The sequence below is a fragment of the Rothia sp. HMSC071F11 genome (assembly GCF_001809115.1).
GTDB lineage: Bacteria > Actinomycetota > Actinomycetes > Actinomycetales > Micrococcaceae > Rothia > Rothia dentocariosa.
The window spans coordinates 14213-36258 of the sequence record NZ_KV795737.1 but is presented as its reverse complement, the minus strand read 5'-3'; the positions used below and the strand labels follow the sequence as shown (position 1 = coordinate 36258).

General features: G+C 56.8%; 17 protein-coding genes. 6 read left to right on the top strand and 11 right to left on the bottom strand.

The genetic code is table 11. The annotated features are described in order from the left end of the window. The first annotated feature begins 216 nt into the window (after positions 1 to 216). Positions 217 to 1713 (top strand): sodium/proline symporter PutP, encoded by a 1497-nt coding sequence (putP, locus tag HMPREF2554_RS02680; protein ID WP_070553909.1) that lies wholly within the window; start codon positions 217 to 219, stop codon positions 1711 to 1713. Between the two features lie 109 nt (positions 1714 to 1822). Here the strand turns inward: putP and HMPREF2554_RS02675 are convergent, their stop codons facing one another. Further along, positions 1823 to 3205 (bottom strand): hypothetical protein, encoded by a 1383-nt coding sequence (locus tag HMPREF2554_RS02675; protein WP_049775416.1) that lies wholly within the window; start codon positions 3203 to 3205, stop codon positions 1823 to 1825. A 307-nt stretch (positions 3206 to 3512) separates the two neighbouring features. Between HMPREF2554_RS02675 and HMPREF2554_RS02670 the strand changes: the two genes are divergently transcribed. From HMPREF2554_RS02670 to HMPREF2554_RS02655, 4 genes are all read left to right on the top strand, one after another. Continuing rightward, positions 3513 to 4466 carry a 1,4-dihydroxy-2-naphthoyl-CoA synthase gene (locus tag HMPREF2554_RS02670; RefSeq protein ID WP_070450967.1) on the top strand — a complete coding sequence of 318 codons (954 nt, stop codon included), beginning with the start codon at positions 3513 to 3515 and terminating at the stop codon, positions 4464 to 4466. A gap of 11 nt (positions 4467 to 4477) precedes the next feature. After that, the gene (locus HMPREF2554_RS02665) at positions 4478 to 5962 is read left to right on the top strand and encodes an AMP-binding protein (RefSeq protein WP_070553907.1); all 1485 of its coding nucleotides are present in this window, start codon (positions 4478 to 4480) and stop codon (positions 5960 to 5962) included. 50 nt (positions 5963 to 6012) lie between these two features. Beyond that, on the top strand, positions 6013 to 6927 hold the full coding sequence (locus HMPREF2554_RS02660; protein ID WP_070553905.1) for a 1,4-dihydroxy-2-naphthoate polyprenyltransferase: 915 nt from the start codon (positions 6013 to 6015) through the stop codon (positions 6925 to 6927). A 371-nt stretch (positions 6928 to 7298) separates the two neighbouring features. After that, positions 7299 to 8543, top strand: coding sequence for a trypsin-like serine peptidase (locus HMPREF2554_RS02655; protein WP_246825979.1), 1245 nt, complete (start codon positions 7299 to 7301; stop codon positions 8541 to 8543). Positions 8544 to 8735: 192 nt separating this feature from the next. Here the strand turns inward: HMPREF2554_RS02655 and HMPREF2554_RS02650 are convergent, their stop codons facing one another. Further along, positions 8736 to 9023, bottom strand: a complete 288-nt coding sequence (locus HMPREF2554_RS02650; protein WP_070553903.1) for a DUF4229 domain-containing protein — start codon at positions 9021 to 9023, stop codon at positions 8736 to 8738. A 137-nt stretch (positions 9024 to 9160) separates the two neighbouring features. On the opposite strand from HMPREF2554_RS02650, the gene HMPREF2554_RS02645 reads away from it, so the two are divergent. Further along, entirely contained in the window at positions 9161 to 9583 is a 423-nt protein-coding gene (locus HMPREF2554_RS02645) for a PLD nuclease N-terminal domain-containing protein (protein ID WP_246825978.1), read from the top strand. 329 nt (positions 9584 to 9912) lie between these two features. On the opposite strand, the gene ccsB is transcribed toward HMPREF2554_RS02645, so the two are convergent. From ccsB to HMPREF2554_RS02605, 9 genes are all read right to left on the bottom strand, one after another. After that, complete coding sequence (ccsB, locus tag HMPREF2554_RS02640; protein ID WP_070553899.1) at positions 9913 to 11025, bottom strand: c-type cytochrome biogenesis protein CcsB; 1113 nt, start codon at positions 11023 to 11025, stop codon at positions 9913 to 9915. 3 nt (positions 11026 to 11028) lie between these two features. Continuing rightward, the gene (locus HMPREF2554_RS02635; protein ID WP_246825977.1) at positions 11029 to 12783 is read right to left on the bottom strand and encodes a cytochrome c biogenesis protein ResB; all 1755 of its coding nucleotides are present in this window, start codon (positions 12781 to 12783) and stop codon (positions 11029 to 11031) included. A 15-nt stretch (positions 12784 to 12798) separates the two neighbouring features. After that, positions 12799 to 13758, bottom strand: coding sequence for a cytochrome c biogenesis CcdA family protein (locus HMPREF2554_RS02630; RefSeq protein ID WP_141744364.1), 960 nt, complete (start codon positions 13756 to 13758; stop codon positions 12799 to 12801). Between the two features lie 49 nt (positions 13759 to 13807). Continuing rightward, complete coding sequence (locus tag HMPREF2554_RS02625) at positions 13808 to 14449, bottom strand: TlpA family protein disulfide reductase (RefSeq protein WP_013397728.1); 642 nt, start codon at positions 14447 to 14449, stop codon at positions 13808 to 13810. 70 nt (positions 14450 to 14519) lie between these two features. After that, complete coding sequence (locus HMPREF2554_RS02620; protein WP_070553895.1) at positions 14520 to 15209, bottom strand: histidine phosphatase family protein; 690 nt, start codon at positions 15207 to 15209, stop codon at positions 14520 to 14522. Between the two features lie 56 nt (positions 15210 to 15265). Next, complete coding sequence (locus HMPREF2554_RS02615) at positions 15266 to 15520, bottom strand: glutaredoxin family protein (protein ID WP_070553893.1); 255 nt, start codon at positions 15518 to 15520, stop codon at positions 15266 to 15268. A 249-nt stretch (positions 15521 to 15769) separates the two neighbouring features. After that, positions 15770 to 15868: a 30S ribosomal protein bS22 gene (locus HMPREF2554_RS11180; RefSeq protein WP_005504750.1), complete on the bottom strand. Its 99-nt coding sequence runs from the start codon at positions 15866 to 15868 to the stop codon at positions 15770 to 15772. Between the two features lie 311 nt (positions 15869 to 16179). Then, positions 16180 to 19086: an FCD domain-containing protein gene (locus HMPREF2554_RS02610; protein ID WP_070553891.1), complete on the bottom strand. Its 2907-nt coding sequence runs from the start codon at positions 19084 to 19086 to the stop codon at positions 16180 to 16182. Between the two features lie 109 nt (positions 19087 to 19195). Then, positions 19196 to 21658, bottom strand: a complete 2463-nt coding sequence (locus tag HMPREF2554_RS02605; protein ID WP_070553889.1) for a metalloregulator ArsR/SmtB family transcription factor — start codon at positions 21656 to 21658, stop codon at positions 19196 to 19198. Between the last annotated feature and the right edge of the window lie 388 nt (positions 21659 to 22046).

Sequence of the window (22046 nt, the reverse complement as noted above, 5' to 3'; positions counted from 1 at the left end):
AAAATTTCCCACATAAAACCACGCTTTACCACGGCATACCTCGTATGATGTGAATATATATTCAGTAGTATGCAAACACGCTGAATGTATTACGAGTTGGTAAATCCATTCCGAGCGGTTAGACTGTATCCCAAGCCACTCATAAAGTCATAGAGTTGCGCATAATTACACAGATAGTTACGTGACGGAATCCCAACCACTAGATAGGAATGAGAGATGACCGACGGTACGTTCCAAGTCATCGCACTGGCGATCTACTTTATCGCCATGATTGTGATTGGTCTGTGGGCAAACAGTAAAAACAACGACCTTGACGACTATGTGCTTGGAGGACGACAGCTCTCCCCCACCGTCGCGGCTCTCTCGGCAGGCGCCGCAGATATGTCCGGCTGGCTCCTGATGGGTCTGCCCGGCGCTGTCTATTTAGCCGGTCTTTCCAAATCATGGATTGCTATCGGTCTGACAATCGGAGCATGGGTCAACTGGAAATATATTGCGCCCCGTCTGCGCAGCTACACCGAAGTCGCTGGCGATGCCGTTACCGTCCCTGTGTTCCTCAGCAACCGACTGCACGATAAATACAATATTCTGCGTATTTTTGCAGGCATTATTATCCTCGTCTTCTTCACCTTCTACGTTTCCTCCGGCATGGTTGCTGGCGGTAAATTCTTCGAGTCTTCCTTCCACCAGGATTACCTCACCGGTATGCTTCTTGTCGCCGGTATCACCATGTTCTACACCTTCTTCGGCGGCTTTATGGGTGCCTCCTACACCGATATGGTGCAGGGTCTTCTGATGCTCGCCGCGTTGATTGCTGTGCCGATCGTGGCTATTACCAATATGGGCGGACTCGACCACGTCACGGATGCTGTCGCCAACGTTCGCCCCGACGCCCTGGGGCTTTTCGCGGGAACTACGTTTATCGGCATCGCTTCGGCGCTCGCCTGGGGCCTAGGCTATTTCGGACAGCCGCATATTATCGTACGTTTCATGGCCCTGCGCACCCCCAAGGATGCAAAAGCCGGGCGTCGCATCGGCATGAGCTGGATGCTCCTGACCGTGGTAGGCTCCATCAGCACGGCATTCGTGGGCGTAGCCTACTTTGCAACCCACCCCGAAGTTTCTCTCACCGATAAGGAAAGTGCGGAGACAGTCTTCCTGGATCTCGCGCAGATTCTCTTCCACCCCTTTATCGCCGGTATGATCCTGGCTGCCGTACTCGCAGCTATTATGTCTACGCTATCCTCGCAGCTGGTGGTCTGCTCCTCAGCTCTCGTGGAAGATCTTTACGGTGTCTTTGTGAAGAAGAAGCTCAGCTCAAACCAGTCACTCTGGCTTGGACGTGCGGGCGTAGCAATTGTGGCGGTCATCGCGACTCTCATGGCGCTCGATAAGAACAACTCGATTCTCTCGCTCGTGGAGTTCGCATGGGCAGGTTTTGGTTCGGCCTTCGGCCCGATTGTGATCCTCTCACTGTACTGGCGCAAGCTCACTCTACCGGGCGCGGTCTCGGGCATGGTCGTGGGTGCTGTCGTCACCTTCTTCTGGCGCCAGATCTTCAACCTCACCGAAACGATCGATGTTTACGAGATGATCCCCGGGTTCTTCCTAGCCTTCCTAGTGACCGTCGTGGTCTCTCTGGCTACCTACCAGAAGAACGAAGAAATTGAACAAGAGTTCGATAAGGCCGCTGAGCTCGCTAAGGCTGGCTAAGGTCTGAACTTCTGCTCACAGATTTGCCCCGATCCGCGCATTACGGATCGGGGCAAATTTTTAATATTTTCAGCTCTAACCTCTGTCTAGGGACTAGTTCACGCGGCTTTTAGAGCGTGCCCGCCATCAGTTCCTGGCACCATTTCTGGATCGGATGGCTAGCCTCCAGCAAGGCTCTGCGCAGGATACGGTACGTTTTCGCATCCGTAGCGTCATCAACGTTGAAGAGTTCTTGCTCAATCTCGTAGCGCGGCTCTCGCAGCTGGTCGAGATGCTGCAATTCGTCCAGCGTCAGCACGCGCACCACCCCATAGTTGTACCCCGTGTGCTCGTTATTCTCGGGAACATACACACTCCGGGCGAAAGAGGGGCTGTCCTCCTCAAAAATCGTGTTCTGAAAGTTCGTGGTGTCGAGATATGCCGAATCCTCAAGATTGACGGGACCGGCAAAATGCGAATCGGAGAAATCGACGGAATCGTTATAGATAGAATCCCCGAACGTGGCCTCCTGCAAATAGGTCGAATGCCAGAACCATGCCCGACCGTAGTAGACGCTCTTGCTCAGGTTCGCCCGCCCGCCGTAGGTGCACCGGTCAAGATCGGCGAAGGTCGCGTAGGTGCTCAAAAATAGGTCTGCGCCGCGCCTGTAATCGCAGTTCCCCAGGCTTGCGTGACCTACGTAGGTGCAGCAGGCAAGATCGGCGTGCCCCTCATAAATACTGTCGTTCAGGGCAGCCTCACCCCAGTAGACGTTGTAGCTCAGGCTGGCGTTGGCACGGTACACGGACTCGCTGAAATCGACGTTCCCGCGGTAGTTGCAGAAGCTCGCATTAACCCCTCCGTTGTAAGTCGAAGCGCTGAAATCGGCCTCTGTGTAATAGGCGGAATTGCTGCAATCTAAATACCAGGTGTAGGTGGAACCCGAAAAATCGGCCTCCGCATAGTAGGTGCACCCGCGCAGGTTCAGACGCCCCTCCCATTGCGAGCGCCCAAAGCTAACCGGATAGAAGAACACGCTGCCCGAAAAATCGAAGGATAGACGGCTCCACGGTCCCGGTCCCTCGTAGCGGGGCATAACCCTCAGGTGAATGGTATCGAGAACGGTTTGGCGGAACCGCGCCTCAGCACGAAATTCGGCTTGTTCGGCGCGGAATCGTGCTTTTTTCTGGGAGTCCCAGCGTTTCTTCGGTTCTCGGTTCAGCCGCATGTAATCTTTATGCCTGGAGGCGGGCAGGAATGGGGCATAGATGCACGCGCAAAATGTATCGATAATAACCTGTGCCTCGGCAAGGCGCTGTTCTTCGGGGGTGCGCTCATCCGCAAGCCACTCGTCGGCAAGACGCACCAAAGCGTTAAACCCTCCCACGCGCGTGGCAAATCCGCTCTCCCCTAAAAGCGCGGTCGCCGCCGCATACCGTTCATGCCGCATTGCATGAAGGTGGATGAGGGAATCATCGGGTGTTGCAGAAGTTCGCGACGTGTACTCTGACATATTCTTCTGTCCTTGGTGGCTGGGCGGGCATAAATAGGCTCTTCCAGCATCTTATAGCAGGAGTGGATGCGCAAGGAATATGAACGTGACATGTTTCGTCGTGTTTGCCACGATATCGGGTAAACACACGGCAAAACCCTTGAATATGGTGCCCAGGCCTGCAATATTTCTTCAAGGAATCAACGGGTTTTATCGGAAAAGTGTGTGTACGCTTTACATCTGCTTCGCGGCTTATCGCTCAAGGGTAACGGAAGTATCCTCTTGGGTCTGGAGCATAGGCAGGTTCATACTGCGTAAAATAGGGGGCATGACTGTTACGTTCCCTCCCCAGGTTTCCGATATTTTCAACCCGCAGCACTGGCGCATCGTTGAAGGGTTTGAGGATTTTACCGATATCACCTACCACCGCCAGGTGCAGCGCGATGAGACGGGTGAAATCCTGCGCGACTTGCCGACCGTGCGCATTGCTTTTAACCGACCCGAGGTGCGTAACGCCTTTCGCCCGCATACTGTGGACGAACTCTACCGGGCGCTCGATCATGCCCGCATGACCTCTGATGTAGGCACTGTGCTTCTGACCGGGAACGGCCCCTCCCCCAAAGATGGCGGGTGGGCGTTCTGCTCGGGCGGCGACCAGCGCATTCGCGGGCGCGACGGCTACCACTACGCCAGCGGCGACACCGCCGAATCTATTGACCCCGCGCGTGCCGGGCGGCTGCATATTCTGGAGGTGCAGCGCCTGATCCGTACCATGCCCAAGGTCGTGATCGCTCTGGTCTCCGGATGGGCTGCGGGTGGCGGGCATTCCCTGCACGTGGTCGCGGACTTGACCATAGCCTCCGAAGAATACGGCAAGTTTAAACAGACCGATGCGACTGTTGGCTCTTTCGACGCGGGCTACGGTTCGGCGCTTTTGGCACGGCAGGTTGGGCAGAAGTTTGCGCGCGAAATATTCTTCCTCGCCAAAGAGTATGATGCACAGCGCATGTACGAGATGGGTGCCGTTAACGATGTGGTGCCCCACGCAGAGCTGGAAAACAAGGGCCTGGAATACGCGGCTCATATTGCCCGGCAGTCTCCGCAGGCTATCCGTATGCTCAAGTACGCCTTCAATCTGCCCGATGACGGCATGCTCGGGCAGCAGGTTTTCGCGGGTGAAGCAACCCGCATGGCGTATATGACCGACGAGGCTGTCGAGGGGCGCGATGCGTTCCTGCAAAAGCGTGACCCCGACTGGTCGAACTACCCCTACTACTTCTAGGGTTTCACGCGTTGCAGAATAACCGTTCTGTTGTACCGGAAGGCCCCTGCGATCCCCGCGAGTCCCGTGTTGATAGCGGCGAAGTAGACGCCGCGATAGGCGCTTTCTCCGGTTTGCTCGCGCCGCTTCCTGCCCCGCACAAGGATGCGCTGCATCCGCACGCGGTCATCCTCAGCGCCGATGAGCCCGCCAATCCGCAAGAGATTCTGCGCGCCTTCGAGCGCTCTCTTACCGGGGACTTGCCGAACAGCGCTCACGATAGTCAAGACCCGCGCGGGCAGACAGAAAGCCCGGAGTCTATTGCGCTCGTGGTGGGCACCTCCGGGTCCACGGGTGCACCCAAACAGACGGCGTTAAGCGTACGGGCGTTGCGGGCATCCGCTCGGGCGACCGAGAGGTTTTTTGCGGACTACCCTTCGGCCGGTTCAGCTAAACCGCAGAGGGCTACTTCTGAGGTTCCTGCGCAATGGCTTCTCGCCCTGCCCGCTCACTATGTGGCGGGGGCTCAGGTTCTCGCCCGATCGGCGCTCGCCGGAACGACACCGGTAGTTGCCGCATCGGTTACTGACGGGGTTAGTTTCACACCCGAAGTATTTCTGAACGCCGCCGAACGGCTCAGCTGCGCCCGCCGATTCGTCTCTCTTGTGCCCACGCAGGTGCACAAGCTCCTAGAAGCCGCCGAAGCCAACCCCGCACTGGGGTCAGAGATTTACGATGCGCTCGGTCAGTTCACCGGCATCCTGCTTGGCGGTGCCCCGGCGAGCGCATCCCTATTGGCGGCGGCGCGCGAGCTTGGGCTGAACGTGGTCACCACCTATGGCAGTGCAGAAACCGCCGGTGGGTGCGTCTATTCGGGGGTAGCACTGCCCGGGGTGCGGCTGCGTGTGATTCCCGAGGACGCGGGTTTAGCAGACAGCCCGATTGTGGCCGGGGCGGAAGCTGCCGGGCGTATCTGGCTTGGTGGTGAGCACCTTGCCAGCGGGTATATGGGCGATAGCGCGCGCACCGCATCGCATTTCTTCGTTGATGCCGGCGGGTGCCGGTGGTACCGCACCGACGATTACAGCTCGCTCACATCCTCTGCCCCGAATGCGCCAGAGGACGAGGGGGCCCCGATGCTGAACATTGTGGGACGCTCCGATGATGTGATTATCACCGGAGGGGTCAAGATTTCCGCTCGGGCAGTTGCCGCCGTTCTTGAAAGCCATCCGGCGGTGCGTGAGGCTGCGGTCATGGGCATTCCCGATGCGCGCTGGGGCTCGGCGGTGGCTGCCGCGATCACCCTGCGGGGCGTATCTGCGGCGCAGAGTGCACCCGATACCTCCGAGGCTACATGCGATATGCTGCGTGAGTTCTGCACCGACAAGCTAGGTGCGGCGGGTGCCCCCAAATTCCTGAGGATACTCGCCGATTTTCCGACCGCGAGCACGGGCAAACCCGACCTGCGGGCTATATACAGTATGCTGTACAGAGAATACACAAATAAGAGGGGCTAAAGACCCCGCCGAGAATCAGTTTTCGCACGCTCGCTACCGGAGGGATCACCGTGGCAACACCCGCAGAGTGGATTGAAGGCGCACGCCTGCGCACCTTACCGCTTGCCCTCGCCCCTATCATAGCCGGATCAGCCGCAGCGTACGAGATTGATGCGTTCAAGCCCTGGTATGCGTTTTTAGCGTTTTTGGTGGCGTTCTTTCTACAGGTCGGGGTGAATTACGCAAACGATTATTCCGACGGTATCAAAGGCACCGATGAGGGCAGGGTTGGCCCGATGCGCCTCGTCGGTTCCGGCGCGGCAAGCGCGAAATCTGTCAAATACGCCGCGTTTTTGTGCTTTGCTCTAGCCATGTGTTCCGGTTTGATTCTGGTGGCGTTGGCAAACCAGTGGTGGTTCTTGGCAATTGGCGCCTCCGCGGTCTTCGCCGCTTGGGGGTATACCGGCGGTAAACGCCCTTACGGTTACATGGGTTTGGGCGATATTTTCGTGTTTGTCTACTTCGGACTGGTCGCCACCTTAGGTACCCTCTACACACAGTCTCATGAGCTGACGGTGACCGGGTGGGTATCTGCGATAGCTATCGGACTCATTTCCTGCGCTCTGCTCATGGCAAATAACGTGCGCGATATTCCGACCGACCGTGAATCCGGTAAGCTTACGCTAGCGGTGCGGCTTGGGGATTGGCGAGCGCGCATCGCCTATTGTGCGGAAATGCTGATAGCACTTCTCATAGGGGCTTTTGTAGTTCCGCATAATCCCTGGTTTTTGGTAACTTTTATTCTTCTGGGACCGACTGTTCATTCTTGCGTAACGGTTTTGTTTAAACAGGGACCGGCGCTTATACCAGTACTCAAACAAGCAGGAATTGTGGCACTAATCTATAGTATTTTAGTTGCTATTTCAGTATGGCTACATGGATTAAATCTATTGAGTAATACCGTTGAGGTTTTCACAGGGTATTAAGAATACGCACCACTTTGCCAAAAACGCCCTGAACTCTGTTTTTACCGCGTATTTTCAAGGATTCCCCATCTTACCAGCATCTCCCCATGCCAAAAAGGCTCTTTATGCGAATAAAGCAAATTTTCTAACGCTTTATTCACATAAAGAGCCTTTTTATGCCCCACAGGGAATGTGGGATACTGCGGACGGATCTCACATGTTCCCACATTGTGAGTTTTTCATGACATAATTCATCTCTTTTTTGCATGTCATATTGACATTTGAAAAAATCTTTATTTACATTAATAGTAATTTCAAGTGTTGACATATCATTCACTCAATTACATAGCGACTCTTGAATCACCACTCTACCCACCTGAAAGGACACTTTCGTGCGCCATTCACTTCAGGGTGCCGTGCAGCGTGCACCCTTTTTTCTTGCAGCATCTTTGCTTGTATCAACAAGTTTTATCCCCGCGAATGCGGTCTCTACCCCTAACGACTCCGCATCGTACGCCCACACCGTCTCTGAGAGAAGCGACGATTCCGCTTCCGCAGTAGCACCTCTCAGCGACGACGTTCTTAACGCCGATCCCCAGGCATCGGTTGTGGCAGGTCAGGAAGGCGAGAACCCGGGGGCTATTCCCGAGGGAGACCCGCGAGTCATTACCTACTGGACGACCGAGCGTATGGAAAACGCTATTCCTGCAGATAACGTAGAGGATCCCCAGCAGGAGATCAACAATGCCGTCTCTCAGATGGAGACTGAAGAGCAGAATCCCGAGGTTGTTTCTCAGGAGGAAACCAACGAGTCCGGCGAGGAATACACCCCGCAGACTCTCACTCAGGAAGCTGACGAGCCTGAAACCACCGCTGAGTCTGTAGACCCCGTTCTGCCCGAACAGAAGGACGCACGCAATGGTGTGCAGCTTCAGGGTGCATCCAAGGTAACGAACTTCTCGCACACCAACGGCAAGATTTTCTACACCGACGCTAGTGACGGTAAAAACTATGTATGCTCCGGCGCGGCGATCAACACTCCCACCAAGCGTACCGTGGTAACCGCCGGTCACTGCGTGCACGGTGGTAAGAATAAGACCTGGCACCGCAACATCGTGTTCGTTCCCGGCTACAACCGGGGCGTGCGCCCACACGGCACCTTCAGCGCGCAGTACCTGCGTGTTGCCAACGACTGGGTTCAGTACGGCCAGCCCACGGGCGGTACCGGCGACAGCTACAAGCACGACGTTGCTTTCATCAAGACCAACACCAACGAGAAGGGTCAGCTCCTCGTGAATATGGTAGGCGGGCACGGTTTGAATGTGGATCGCAGCCCTATCTTCGAGAGCACCGTCTTCGCATACCCCGGCAACAAAGAGTCCGGTAGGGTTATGCACGCCTGCTGGGGCAACACCCACACGATCCGCATTACTCCCTACTACTTCCCCACTCTTTCGGGATGCGAGTTCGCGGGCGGATCCTCAGGTGGCCCGTGGCTTGCCGACTACAATAATGCGACCGGCCTGGGCAAGGTTCAAAGCGTAACCTCGTTCGCAACTGATAACAATACGTCCGTCTCGGGTGCGATCTTCGACCGCCCCGTCTGGGACATCTATCAGAAGGCAGCTCAAGACTAAGAGCTGCCGAGCAGGTAGTTTTTGGTCGAGCGGGTAGGAAAACACTACCTGCTCGGATCGAAAACGACCTGCTCGCCACCTGATACACATAAGATGCGGCATCCCGCGCCCCTGCCACCGCCGGGTGGTTTGGGGCTGGGGTGCCGCATCTTCGTTCTATGGAGGCAGATTTAGTGCTAATGGGAGAATATCTTAGAAGTCTTCGCCCGAAACCTTCTTATGCTCATCGACGAGCTGGTCTTCGAGTGTGCGGTTCTCCGCTTCATCCTTGTTTTTAATGGTGGGGGCGCGTTTGAAAATTTTACGCATATCCGCGCTGGCGGCGGCGTGAAGTTTGGGGAAGAAAATATACGCCAGGGCGAAGGCGCATAGAATAGCGGCAGGACCAGCAATAAAAATACCCGCATCTATCAGCATAAAAAGGTAAAAGAGTACTACGACGAGGACGAGCCGCAGCAGTGTGTACTTGAACAAGTTCATAACATCCAGTGTATCGGGGTTGCAATAAGCCCCCAAGCAAACGAGATGCGGCACGCCGGGAACGTCACAGATTATTTGACAGTTTTCATTGTTGGTTATGCTCAGAGTGTGTAACACTAGAGACTATGATTCGAGCCATGATGATTATTGGTGCTTTCGCCCTGGTGGTGGGGCTAACTCTATATACTCTCTTGGATGCGCTGCGCACGCATCAGGACCAGATGCGTACCTTCCCCAAATGGCTGTGGATTATTGCGGTGATCTTCTTCCCTGTCGTGGGACCTCTCCTGTGGCTTCTGCTGGGCCGCCCGCGCGCCGTGCGAACCCCTAAAACGCAGCAGGGCGGCGGGTTCACGAGCTCCCGGCGAGGCACGCCGCCACCGGCAACATCTTCACCCGACGACGATGAAGAGTACCTGCGCTGGCTCAAGACGAAGGCCGACCGTCAGCGCCGATCCCGTGAAAAGGATGCGGGCACCGGATCTGCGGACGGCGGCACGGGTGAACGCTCTGACGGCGAGAGTGACGAGTCGGATGGAAAAGACGACTCTAAACACTAAGACACGGGGTACTAGAGATTTTTTATAAATATTGTGGGCGGTACTAAAACACCCGGTAGGTGTTTAATACCGCCCACAATACATTAATCACGCAGATAAAACTGCTCTCAAGAAATACCACGCTATAAACATATTCAACTCACGGTATTCTCCACTCGGCATATAACAGCGCAGAGCCAGCTCGTCAGTCATCGAGAGCCGTTATCTCAAGCGTGTGAACCGCTAAATGACATCCCGAAGATGATAATCACGCACCAGAGTACTTTTTGCCGCATCATATACCGGCGAAATACCCTATGTATAAATCACTCTCGGTTTCACGCCCCAGGTTACAACCCCGAATATGAATGCAAACCCGAGAAGAAAATATTCACAACCGTGAAATTAAAGATAATGCATGCATAGCCGATAATAGACAGCCATGCCGAGCGGGGGCCTGCCCAGCCGCGGGTGGCGCGTGCGTGCAGATACGCCGCATACACCACCCAGATCACGAAGGTCCACACCTCTTTGGTGTCCCAGCCCCAGTAGCGTCCCCACGCGTGATTCGCCCAAATCGCACCGGCGGCAAGCGTAAACGTCCACATCACAAACGCCAGCGCGTTCATGCGGAACGCAAAGTTCTCTAGAGCCTGAGCGCTCGGGACCAAGCGCATAAACGCCCATCCGCCCGATTTACCATTCAGGATGCGCTGCTCGCGCCTGGTCTGCACCAGCTGCAGTACAGCCATCGCGAAGGTAATCGTGAACACCCCGGATGCTAACACCGCAATCGATACGTGAATTACCAGCCAATAGCTTTGCAGCGCAGGCTTCAAATGCCCCACCGGCGTGGGGAAACCAATTGTGGCGGCGCACAGCATAATGAGTACAAGCCCAGACACCAGCGTGCCCACGAAGCGCACATCGCGGAATATGAGGGTTATCAGAAACACCGCAGACACCATGAGCGCGCCTGTGGTGCAGAACTCGTACATGTTCCCCCAGGGCACGCGCTGCGCCGCGATACCGCGCATTATCACGGCGGCGGTGTGCACGAGAGCGGCAAGCACCATCACAACCACGGCGATGCGCGCGGCGGGGCGGCGAACGCCCGTGTACAGCATCGCAGAATCGGCAACCTCGCCTTCGAGAGCCCGTGCGGCAGCACCCTTATACCCCATGCCGCGTTCGCCGGTGCCCTGTTCGGTACCGCCCGTGCGAACCGTATCCGCAACGGTATTCGCCGTCGCGGATGCGCCAGAAACAGCGCCTGCACCAACCTTTATCTTCGCCTTGACGCTGGGTTTCTGTGCGGTACCCTCAGACCGCCCTTCCAGGCGCCGTGTCACGCGCGAGTTTGCCACCACATCGGAGGTGAACGCAATAAAAACGACGGTGTAAATCAGCGCCGCAATGTACATAAATAGTTCGCTGGAGCGCGCTAATGAGTCGTTCAGCATCGGCTACTTACCCTCGTTTTCATCATGGTTATCATCATCAAATTCTAGCCCCCAAGCGGCGGCGAAAGCATCGGTGAGGCGTTCGGCCTCGTTCGCAAGGCGCGGGTCTTCCCCGCGTGCCAGCAGACCGTATTCGACCACGAGCACGCCATCGGCGGTGTGGGCACGCACCCATACGCGGCGGCGCGCCACGAAAAGCGAGACGATAAGCCCGGCGAACGCGACCACAAAGGAGTACAGAACAATATTCTGCCCGGGGTCGTGGCGCACATCCAGACCGACATAGCGTTTATACCCCAAAAACTCGATCTTTCCCTTGTTATCGGGCAGCACGGCTTCGGGGTTCTGAGCGCTCAGTACAATGCCGTTGCCCTGTGCCATGGAGTTCAGCTCTTGCAGTTTAGAGGTATCGAGCACGTAAACATTCTGCGGCTGCCCCGAGTTGAGCCCCAGATCGCCCGAATAGGACTGGAAAATCAGCATGGGGTTTGCGGGGGCGGAATCTACCGAGTGGGGTACGGTGGTGCCGCGCGCATAGTCGCCGGTAGGCAGGAACATGCCCACAAAACCAAGCTGGCTAGGTTTGGCATCCGGAACCTTGAGCACCACCGATGAGGTGTATTTACCGTCCGTGGTAATGCCCACCACGGTGCCCTCATAGGCGACTTTACCTTCGCCGTCCGTCACTCGCACCACGGGCGCATACCCATTACCCGAGAGGAAAATGCTGGTACCGCCAATATCGACCGGTTCGTTCACCTTGAGGGTCTTCTGCTCGGTGCCGCCCTGCGGATCATGCACCGTCAGCTCCGCCTTATAGTCAAGGTCTTGCCCGTAGGTGTGGCTGTCTTGCTGGCGGTCGTAGCGCACCTGAAAATTATTGAGCGTAACCGCATACGGGGTAAGCCAGTCGGGGTTGTAATTCGTGCCGGGGGTAAACGAATCGTAGCCAATCAGCGAATTGACGAAAGTTTCATCCTGAACCAGAATTTTTTGTCCACGGTATCCATAGAGCGAACCGAAGGCGACCCCTACCAGAATGCCAATCATCGCCACGTGAAAGAGAATATTGCCGATTTCGCGCAGATACCCGCGTTCAGCACCGACCGAGTAATGGTCGTTCTCTTCGTCCCGAATTTCAACTCGGTAGTGGCTCTTTTTCAGGATGCGCGCCGCATCCTCAATCGCACCCTTGGCACTCAGGTTCAGCCCGGCATCCGCCACGGGAATCTCAAGCTGACGGTGCACCGGCATACGGGAAAGGTTTCTGGGGGTGCGTGCCGGTGGCTTACGCCAGTCTTTCGCGTGCTTGATGGCTCGCGGGGTTACGCATCCGATCAGCGAAATAAACAGCAGCAGATAGATGGCAGAGAACCACGCCGAGGAGAACACGTCGAAAAGCTGAATTTTATCGGCAAATTCGCCCCAGCCGGGATGGTTCTTAATGTAATCGGTAACCTTGGTAGGGTCTTGGACACGCTGCGGAAAGATCGAGCCAGGCACCGCCGCCACCGCCAGCAAAAGCAGAAGCATGAGCGCCGTGTTCATTTTGGTCAGCTGAGTCCAGCACCAGCGAAGCATGCCCACGAACCCGAGGGCTGGCGCATCCTTGCGCGCTGATTTACCGGTTTTCTTGGTCTTCTCGGATGCGTTCACGGCACGCCCGGCATCTGCGGTTTTGCCCGCCTTGCGGTTTGCGGTGTTTGTATCCTTTGCCTCTGTTGAAGTGTTTTCATCGTCGCTGTGTTCGGAAACCATGACAGCCCTCCTTTCTTAGATCGGTAGTTCGTAGGCGGGTAATGCCGCTTGTATCCATGACATCAGGTCGGTCCACAGACCCGTCATGAGCAGTACCCCGATCAGGATAAGTACGGCACCGCCCACCCGCTGTATGCCCAAGCGATGTTTTCGCGCCCACGCCAGGGTGCTCACTCCCCTGCCCATGCCCCATGCCACGAGCAGAAAAGGAACGCCCAGGCCCAGACAGTATGCGAGAGTCAGAACGACTGCCTTGCCAGTGCCGGAACCGCCCGTATATACGAGGGTCTGCACGGCCGCGAAGGTCGGCCCGATGCAGGGTGCCCATCCCAACCCGAAGGTTATGCCCAGAATCGGTGCACCCCACAGCCCGGTGATCGAGCGGCGATGCAGGCGCTTATCGGTCTGAAAAATTGAAAGCCCGCCCAGAAATACGACTCCCATAAGCACAACCAACGCGCCCAGAATCATCGTGACCCAGGACTGCCCCTTGAGCCAGGGTGCGGCACCGAGCTGGGCGAGGACAACCGAGAGAAGCACGAAAATAGCGGAGAATCCCGCGATAAACAGGGCAACTCCGGCGAGTAACCGCCAGGTGGCTTTACGGCGAGTTACAGCATACTCATTCGGTGTCTGAGCTTTACTCTCTGTTGTTATGGGCGCAGAAACGCTGTGATCGTCTACTACATCCTGTGTTTGAGGTGCCGTTGGCGCTAAACGCCGCGCCGCCGCCGGGTTCACGAGGGCAAAAGTTTTCGCATCCACGGGCTCCTCCGCATGCCCATCAGCTTGTGATGCACCCGTTGCCGGTATATTCGCCCCGGTCAGCCCCGCAACATATCCCAAATACCCCGGAACCAGCGGCAGCACGCACGGGGAAGCAAAAGAAATAAATCCCGCAAGCGCGGCAAGCGGTATCGACAGCCACAGCGAGCCGTCTAGCACGGTCGAGCTGATGCTCGCCACGGGGAGCACCCCTACCTCGGCAATAGCGATGAGCGGCTGAACGGGCGTGTGCGGCACGCTAGGCACCCTTCGTCACGGTCTCGACAAGGGTTTTCAGGATGGACGGGTTAGCCTGCCCCAGCACGCGGGATGCCACGCGCCCCTTCTCGTCCAGGATCACGGTGGTGGGCACCGCCTGCGCGGGTACGTATTTGCTGAGCGAGAGAAGAACCTTGCCCGTAACGTCTTTGAAGGAGGGGTAGGTGACGTTGAAGCTGCGCTCGAAGGCTTCCGCGGTGTTCTTCTCATCGCGCACGTTCACGCCGTAAAAGGCGATTTTATCTTTGAATTCTTCGGAGAGTTTCTGCAGGTCGGGCGCTTCGGCGCGGCAGGGGGCGCATCCGGCGTACCAGAAGTTCAGCAGTACCGGTTTACCGCGCAGGGATTCGGCGGTTACGGTTTTTCCGTCGAAGAGTTCGCCGGTGAAGGCGACAGGGTCACCGCGTTCGGCTTCCTGGTATTCGGTGACGGAACCATCGCCCGCGATATAGCCTTTGTTATCACCCGAATTTGCCTGTTTCGCTAGGGAATCATCGCTGGATGAGCACGCAGAGAGGAGCACAGCACCTGCGGCGGTGGCGCAAATACCCGCGCCCGTATGCAGAAGCGCGCGGCGAGTGAGTGGGGTATTCGGCGTCGTGGGTTTTGGCATAGGGTTCATGCTTTCCTTCCGTGCCAGCTGGTGGCGGCATCGGTGTGTGCGAAGGCCTGCGTTCTTAAACTATAGGAGACTAGCTTCCGGGAAGCTGAATCACGCCGCCGTACAGGGGCGAGGCGGGCTCGGAATATCCGCTCACCTGCGGCATTTCATGGTCAAAATCCGTGCTCTTAAAGTCGAGGGAGGTGATCGAGGCAAGGTTACACTGGCGTGTGCGCGGGTCGTGCTGCAGCATGCGGCCTTCTAGCCCCAGGCGGGTGACCCAGATGGGCAGCTGATGCGAGACAATAATCGCTTGTGCGCCTTCGCCGCCTTTGTCGTAGGCGGTACGTGCCGCATCCTGAATAGCGGATGCCATGCGTTTTACCTGGTCAAGGTACGGTTCCCCCCAGGATGGGCGCAGAGGGTTGTAGAGTTTGCCCCAGTGTTTACGATTGCGCAGAAGACCCTGCCTGGTGACATGCTCGCCCTCAAAATAGTTATCGGCTTCGATAACCCGCTGATCCGCATGAGCCTCCAGACCCAGCAGCTCGGTGATTGGCGCGGCAGATTCGCGGGTGCGCAGCAAGGGTGAGCATACCAGATGCACAATCTTGGCACCGTCCTGGGCGCGCTGAGCAAATTCTTGGGCGCTCATGCGCACCATCTGCTGCCCCTTCTCGGAGAGAGCGTAGTGCGGCAGACGGCCGTAGACAATGCGTTCGGGGTTGTGAACTTCGCCGTGGCGCATCAGGTGAACCGTAACCGTGGGCTGAGTAGTCATTCTCTCAGTTTCTCAGACTTTCGGCGCTACCCCAAAATATATTGCGAAGTGTCCGGTTAGCGGGCAAGTCTCTTGTCGAGAATCTTGCGCATGCGTTTGGGGTTAATACGCCAAAAATCCTTCGCTTCGCCGTCGATGCGCAGCACCGGAATTTCGGTCTCATGGCGTTTGAGCAGATCCGGGTTATCGGTAATATCGAGCTCGGTATAGTCTAGGCCGTACTCGGCGCAGATTTCGCTTACGGTTAGGCGCGCATCTTCGCAGAGATGGCATCCGGGACGGGTCAGAAGTTCAATGACAGGTTCAGGCATAGTTCCCAGTGTATACCCGTGCAGCTTCTTGAGTTTCTACCGCGCGATCTTGTGTGCCCACGTCTGCACGCGATATATGTCTGATAGTTATGTTCCCCTATGCTCTATATTCTTGTTCGCATATATGCTCGGTCGGGAATATATACAGGTCACAGCGCCACATCTAGGTTCACGCACTGGTGCGCCAGAGGCAAAACGCCCCGCATCCTTGCGGTTTAACCTGCTGGATGCGGGGCGCAGAAGCCTTAATTACTTCTTATTGCGGCGCTGGTGGCGAGTCTTGCGAAGCAGTTTACGGTGCTTCTTCTTGGACATACGCTTGCGGCGCTTCTTAATAACGGAACCCATAGGATTTCCTCACTTTTCTAGACCCGGCCAAACCAAACCGGTTTGGTAGCTACCCGGGTATGTTTATACCGGTATAAACGCTCTAAAAGGCATTTTAGGCACAGCAGTACCCAAGCGTTTTGAGAACGCTACCTTCCTAGGGTACAAGGTAATAGCCTATTTTCACCATTTGAAGGGCAGAAAACCTTCGATTTTGCGAACTTTCTCTCGCCCCCGGTGTCTTTTCCACCGCAGCGGATATACATGAGGCGGCGAGAACCACGGGTACATAATCCCGAGTTCCCGCCGCCCCAGATGGTGGCGTGATAGCGCTAGTGGCGCCTCTTGCGGTTCTTCTTCCCCTTCGAGAGGGCACTGGCACCCTTAGAAGCACCGTTCTGAGCCGGTTTTTTAGCTTCGCTTGCGGGGTTCTGCTTCTTTGCCTGCTTCTTCTGAGCAGCAGCCGCTTCCGCCGCATGCGCACGCTCGACAGCTCCCAGGACGTCGAAACCCTCAAAAGGATTCGGAGCACCGTTAGCGTCTACCGCCGTCAGAGCCTTCTTGTTAGCGGATGCAGACTTTGAGGCGCTACCTGCTACGGGCGCAGGCTTTTTCGTCTCGGGTTTCTTCGAAGCCGGTTTTGCCGATGCCTGGGCAATCTCCGAAGGTGACGGGGCGGGTTTTACCGGTGTTTTCTCGGTATCTGCCTGAGCCTTCTGCTTGGGTTGAGATTCCACAGGCTTATTCTTAGTTTCGTTCACCGCAGGAGCAACCGGAGTCGAATCGACACCGCTCAGATTAGCCGTTTCCGGGCGGGCAACCGCTGGAACGGGCTGCGGTATGGCTGCAGCCGCAACCGAAACATTCTTCACCGGAGCCTGAGAATCTGAGTCCTTGCGATTGGGGCGTTTGACCGCCACGGGCTCAGCGGTCGGGGTCGGCACCGAATCGGGTGAAGGCTCGTCCAGAGTAATCGCGCTCTGCAGCTCAGAACGTATTTCTTCCGGAGTTTCCTCCAACTCGACATTCGCCGCCGCCCTCTGAACGGGCGCATCCGAAGGTTCTGCCTTCACAGAGTCAGAAGAATCCGTCTGAGGGGTCTCTGTGGCGGGTTTCTCGTGCTTCGCCGAATCTACGCTCTGTGCGGGAGCGGATGCGGGCTTTTCCGCAGGCTTAGCAGGCTTCGAATCTGTCTTATCCGAAGGTGCTGCCTCCGGCGCGGGCTCGGCGCTCTTAGAAGTTACATCGCTCGATGGCTTCGAGGGTTTCGACGCCTCAGCAGGCTTGGGAGCCTCTGCCGCCTTCGCGAGCGAGGGCTCCGCCGCTGGTTTCTTCGGTTCTGTGGAAGCTTCCCGCTCTTGCTCAGCCGCCGAAGACTTGGAGGCCTCGGCGGAGGCAGCGGCAGGGGCATCCTCAGGCGATGAAGCAGAAGCGGACTTAGGCTCTACCTTGGGAGGTTCTGTCGCAAATTTCGCGTTGTCTGCGGCTTTCTGCTCGGCCGCCTCCTGCGCCTCAACCAGCTTGACCGCCTGGGTATGCGGCAAATCAAGACCGAAGTAATGGCGAACGCGGCGAATCAGGCTGATGCGCTCGCTCGCGGGCTTCTCCTGTTTCTCTGACTTTTCAGACTTGCTCGGCGAGAATTGCGCGGGGCGCACGGGCGGCACGTTTCGGCGCAGGGGCGCACGAATAACATCGTCCTCCCCCTCAGCCTCGGTCTGGGCTGAGGCTCCGCTCTCGGCCTGCTGTCCCATGGTGCGCCACGGAATAAGGCCGGTCGCCACAAGCTCTTCGGCGGAGATTTTACCTACCGGAGCCTTCTCAACATAGACTTCCCGAACGGGTTCTTGTTCGTCGGGTGTCTCTTCAGCGTCCTTATCGTCGGTGCTTTCGGTCGAGTCTTCGTGAGAGGCAGAGTCATCCTGTGCTTCTTCCGAAGACTTGGATTTTTCGGATCCATCAGCAGACTTGTCGGGAGCCTTTTCTGCAGTTACCTCTTTAGCAGACTCTTTGTCCTGTGCATCGTCAGATACAGACTCACTGGGCTCGTCAACCGGCAGGACGTCATCCTCAAATTCGGGCTGCACGCTCTCAAGCTGGGGTTCGTGCGCTGCGGTTTCCTCAAGGGGATCGATCGGAGACTCGTGGGTACTCTCCACGGTTTCCTGCTGCTCGGGAATGTCAGCCGTGGGGGTATCACCCGTGTTCTCGGCGGATGCGGTTTCCCCAGCTTCATCTTCCTCGAAGCCCACGGCCACCGGGGTCGGCACGCGCACCCGCCCTTGACGGCGGCGTGAAACGGTGCTTCCTTCACGAATAATTTTTGGAAGCTGCGCGGCCGGAGATTTCTCCTGCTCAGCCTTATATTCTGATTCGGGAATACTCTCGTCGATATCCTGCTCAGGCTCCGCTTCCTCGTGTTCTTCCACGTCAGCGTCGGATTCGGGCTCTTCGGAAGAATCAGTGCTTTCCTCGGAGTATTCCTCCTCCTGGAATTCCTCGTCGTCCTCAGAGGGGTCAGCAGGCATACCGTTCGGGGTATTTGCCGCCTGATCCAGTTCTATGCCAGCTTCGGAGTATAGCTCTTGCAGCTGGTGGGCAATTAGCTCGCGCGCGGTGCGGGCATCGCCGTCCTTGACAGCATCTACAATGGCACGGTTTTCCACCCGGATGCGCGTCATCGTGCTGCTCCACAGCGGCAAACGTCCCATAAGCGACAGCAGGGAATCGAAGGAAGACTGGCGGATCGCAACCAGCAAGCCCACGACCAGTTCGTTACCCGCCAAACGCACCAGCCGGTGGTGGAAGGTCAAAAGCTGGTCAAGAAACTCACCAATACTCAGAGTATCGTCTTGGAGCGTCTCAAGGGCCTCATCAACCTCATCAAATGAGACCTTGTCGGGGTCAATATTAGATACCGCCCAGCTCTCAAGCAGGATGCGGGTCTGCAGCATATCGCGGGTTGGGTAACGCGATGTAGACATGTGCAGACGAATGGGCCCCGCAGCCGCCGCCGCCGGTTCCTCATAGAGATAAGGAATGATCTCTTTACCGCGCCCAGAGTACAGGCGCATCAATTCCATATCTTCAAGGGTTTTGAGTGCATCTCGGGTTCGGGAACGCCCCACACCGATGGCGTGGGCAATCCGCTGATCGTCAGGAAGGCTTTGACCGAGCTGAATATTGCCTTCAAAAAGCTCGGTCTCAAGCCAGCGCAGAATCTTGCGATGAATAGCCAATGAGAACTCCGTTTATACGAGTTAGAGGTGGGATGCTATGAGAACCGTCGTGCACGCGTGCGGTCTATACCGCACAACACCACGAGACGTATGCTGTGAAATATCCATGTTACCGGCGCCTTCCGAAAACGCGTGAAAGCAGCCCGCGCGGGGGTTCTTTCGGGGTATCTGCAGTGCCGAATGCTGAGGTGTATTCCGTCTGTGTCTGGTACGGAAGTTCCTCGTTCTTACCAGATTTTTCGGATGCCGCACTCTTCGTCTTGTCAGAGGCATCGGCTGCCTCTTCGTCCTCTTGAGGACGGGCACCCTGCACGGAACTCATTTCCGGGGTGACGACGGGCAGCACCGCCGTGAAGGTCACGGAATCTGATTTGACCGGCGCATTCTCGGCGAGTTTAGCTTCCACTGCCTTAGCCTCTTCGGACTGTGCCTGCGTCATATTCTGTGCGGCGGCAGGGGCGGCTTCTGCTGGGGTTTCAGCACCCGATTTTTGCGGTTCCTGAGCGGTTGACGATGACTCTTCCACCTGAGCCGCCGGTTTTTTCTCGGGCTCCTGAGTTTTTGCTGCAGCGCCTGTGGAGGCGGTACCTTTAGCAGACCTAACCGTTGCGGGTTTTGCCGGTTCCTTGGTATCGGGCGAGCCAGCGTTCCCCTGACCTTTCTCGGTCTGCTTTTTCTGCGCAGTACCCTGTACCGCACGTTCCCCATTTTCCGTGCTCTTTTCGGCAGTGTCGATGCCGTAGCTCACGGTAGAAGATGTGCCGGGCTGGGTGGCGGTTTGTGCGTTGGTCGCCGTGGTTTCGGCGGGCTTATCCTCGGGTTTCTTCTCGGATGCAGCCGCCTGCATCGGGGATTCGGCGGGTTTCGCAGCCTGGGCTGGGGTTTCTTGAGAACCAGTGTGCGCTTCGGTTTTCGCACCGGGTTTTCCGGTATGCGCCTGCGCCGCCCGTTCCGAACCCGGCTTCGGGGCAGAAACCTCTTCACGGACCGATTGTGCATGAGCCGATTCTGTTTTCGCGGCAGTTTGAGCCTGCGGCGAAGGTGATTCGGGTTTCTGAGGCTTTGTCTGAGCACTCTTGTGAGCATCCTTCACGGGCTTTTGCGCTTCGGCCTTCGCGGCGTGAGAGGTCTGTTTAGACTCGGCGGAGCTCGGCTTCGCGGGCTTAGCACCCTCGGATTGCTGGGCAGGCTGCTGAGCGCCCGGAACGTGCGTGCGCTCTTGAGTCTGTGCCTCAGCGTGGAGCTGTTTCGTATCGTGCGAACGCGCGGAACGCGCGGGAGCCTTAGCCGACTCGGTGCTCTTCACAGACGGTTCAGCGTCCTTCTGAGCTGACGCGTCCTTGTCGGTCTTCACTGCCTCCGGCTTTGCCTGTGCGGTGGTCCTATCCTGCGACTTTGACCGGGGAACAAAGCCGCGAGCCTCGGGCGAGAACCCCTGCTGACCGTCATCAATTCCGTCGTCATACCCATAGGACTGCTGCGGTTTCTCCTGATAGGAAGACCCCGAAGGCGTGAAAGGACGCATGGGAATAAATTCGTTTTCCTCAACGGTTCCGGCGGTTTCTGTGCCCTCTTCCGATGCGGCGGGTGCCGCCTGCTGAGCGGGTTTTGACACGATGCGCGCGGCGGATTTAGTCGAGGTCTTCGGTCCCAGACCGGAGGTCACCGAGTTCTCGGCAGAACGTGCCTCATCATCAAAAATGGCGGGTTTTGCAATCGCGGCGGTCGTCGTCGTCTTCTTAGCCGACGATTCGCCCTCAGCGTGCGAATCATGAGCGCCAGTCTCGTGGGAAGCGCCCTGCCCATCGCGATCTTTCTGCCCGGAAGCCTTCTCGGCATCCCGCTCGCCCGAAGGGCTTGCTCCGGGCTTCACACCAGCGTTCGCGGAACCGGTAGAACCCGGGAAAGCCTCGAAACGCTTGCGCTGCGAAAGGGTCTTGGATACACGTTCCTGAGGTGTCGGCTCGGGCTGCTCAACGACGGAGGAGGATTCAACGGGCTGGGCGGGCGCATCCGAATCCGAGGCCTTGTCTTGATCTTGTACGTCTTGAGCATGGGCAGTGGCAGCTTCACCAGCGGTTTCATCGGTGGTTTTACCGGTAGCTTTAGGGCGCTGCTCTGTATCTTGCTGTTTTTGCTCGTTGGTCTCAGACTCGCCAGCGTGCGCAGTTTTCTCAGTCTTGGCCTCGGCGCTGGGCTCTTCAGTCTTTTCGGTTTTCGCGGTGTCATCGCCTGAGGACTCGACAACATCGACAACCTCAATCACAGAAGCCTGTTTAATCTGTGACTCCCGCTGTTCCTTCGTGCTGTGTGCAATCGCCTGTATATCGGCAACCCAGGCGGTGATCTCGTCAAATACTTCAGGGTTCAGCGAATAGAGGCGGCGCTGCCCCTCGACCAGCACGGTGACTGCCCGTGCCTCACGTAGAACCTTAAGGTGCTTTGAAATAGTGGGTTGGCTCATGTTCAAGTGCTCAACAACGGCACCAACAGTACGTGTTTGTTCAGCCAGAAGATGAACGATATTGCGGCGGGTGGGGTCCGCGATCACTGAAAAAACGTCTGATTGCATATAGCGATTATGACATATTTCGGCGGATGCTCGATACCTGTTTTATGGGTTCTAGCCCGAAACTACGCGGTTTTTCGCTAAGCTTTCCGCGTATATTACCAAATGCTCATAATATTCCGTTCTAGCTATATATCGTTTATGGCATATACACGCCCACACAGTGCATGCACCACAACAACCGTTCCAACATTATCCCTAGAAATACCTATGATGTTCCGCTCAGCTGCATGCCTGGGCGATACACTAGAGAAAGCTAAACATCCCCACCAAGACCGTACCCCGCCCAAACTCTGCGCACGATCGGAAAGGAGGCACCCGTGGGACGCTATCTACGTCGTCTGCGCGCGCATCAGCGCAAACGGGTGCGCGATTTTTCTGAGGGTCGCAT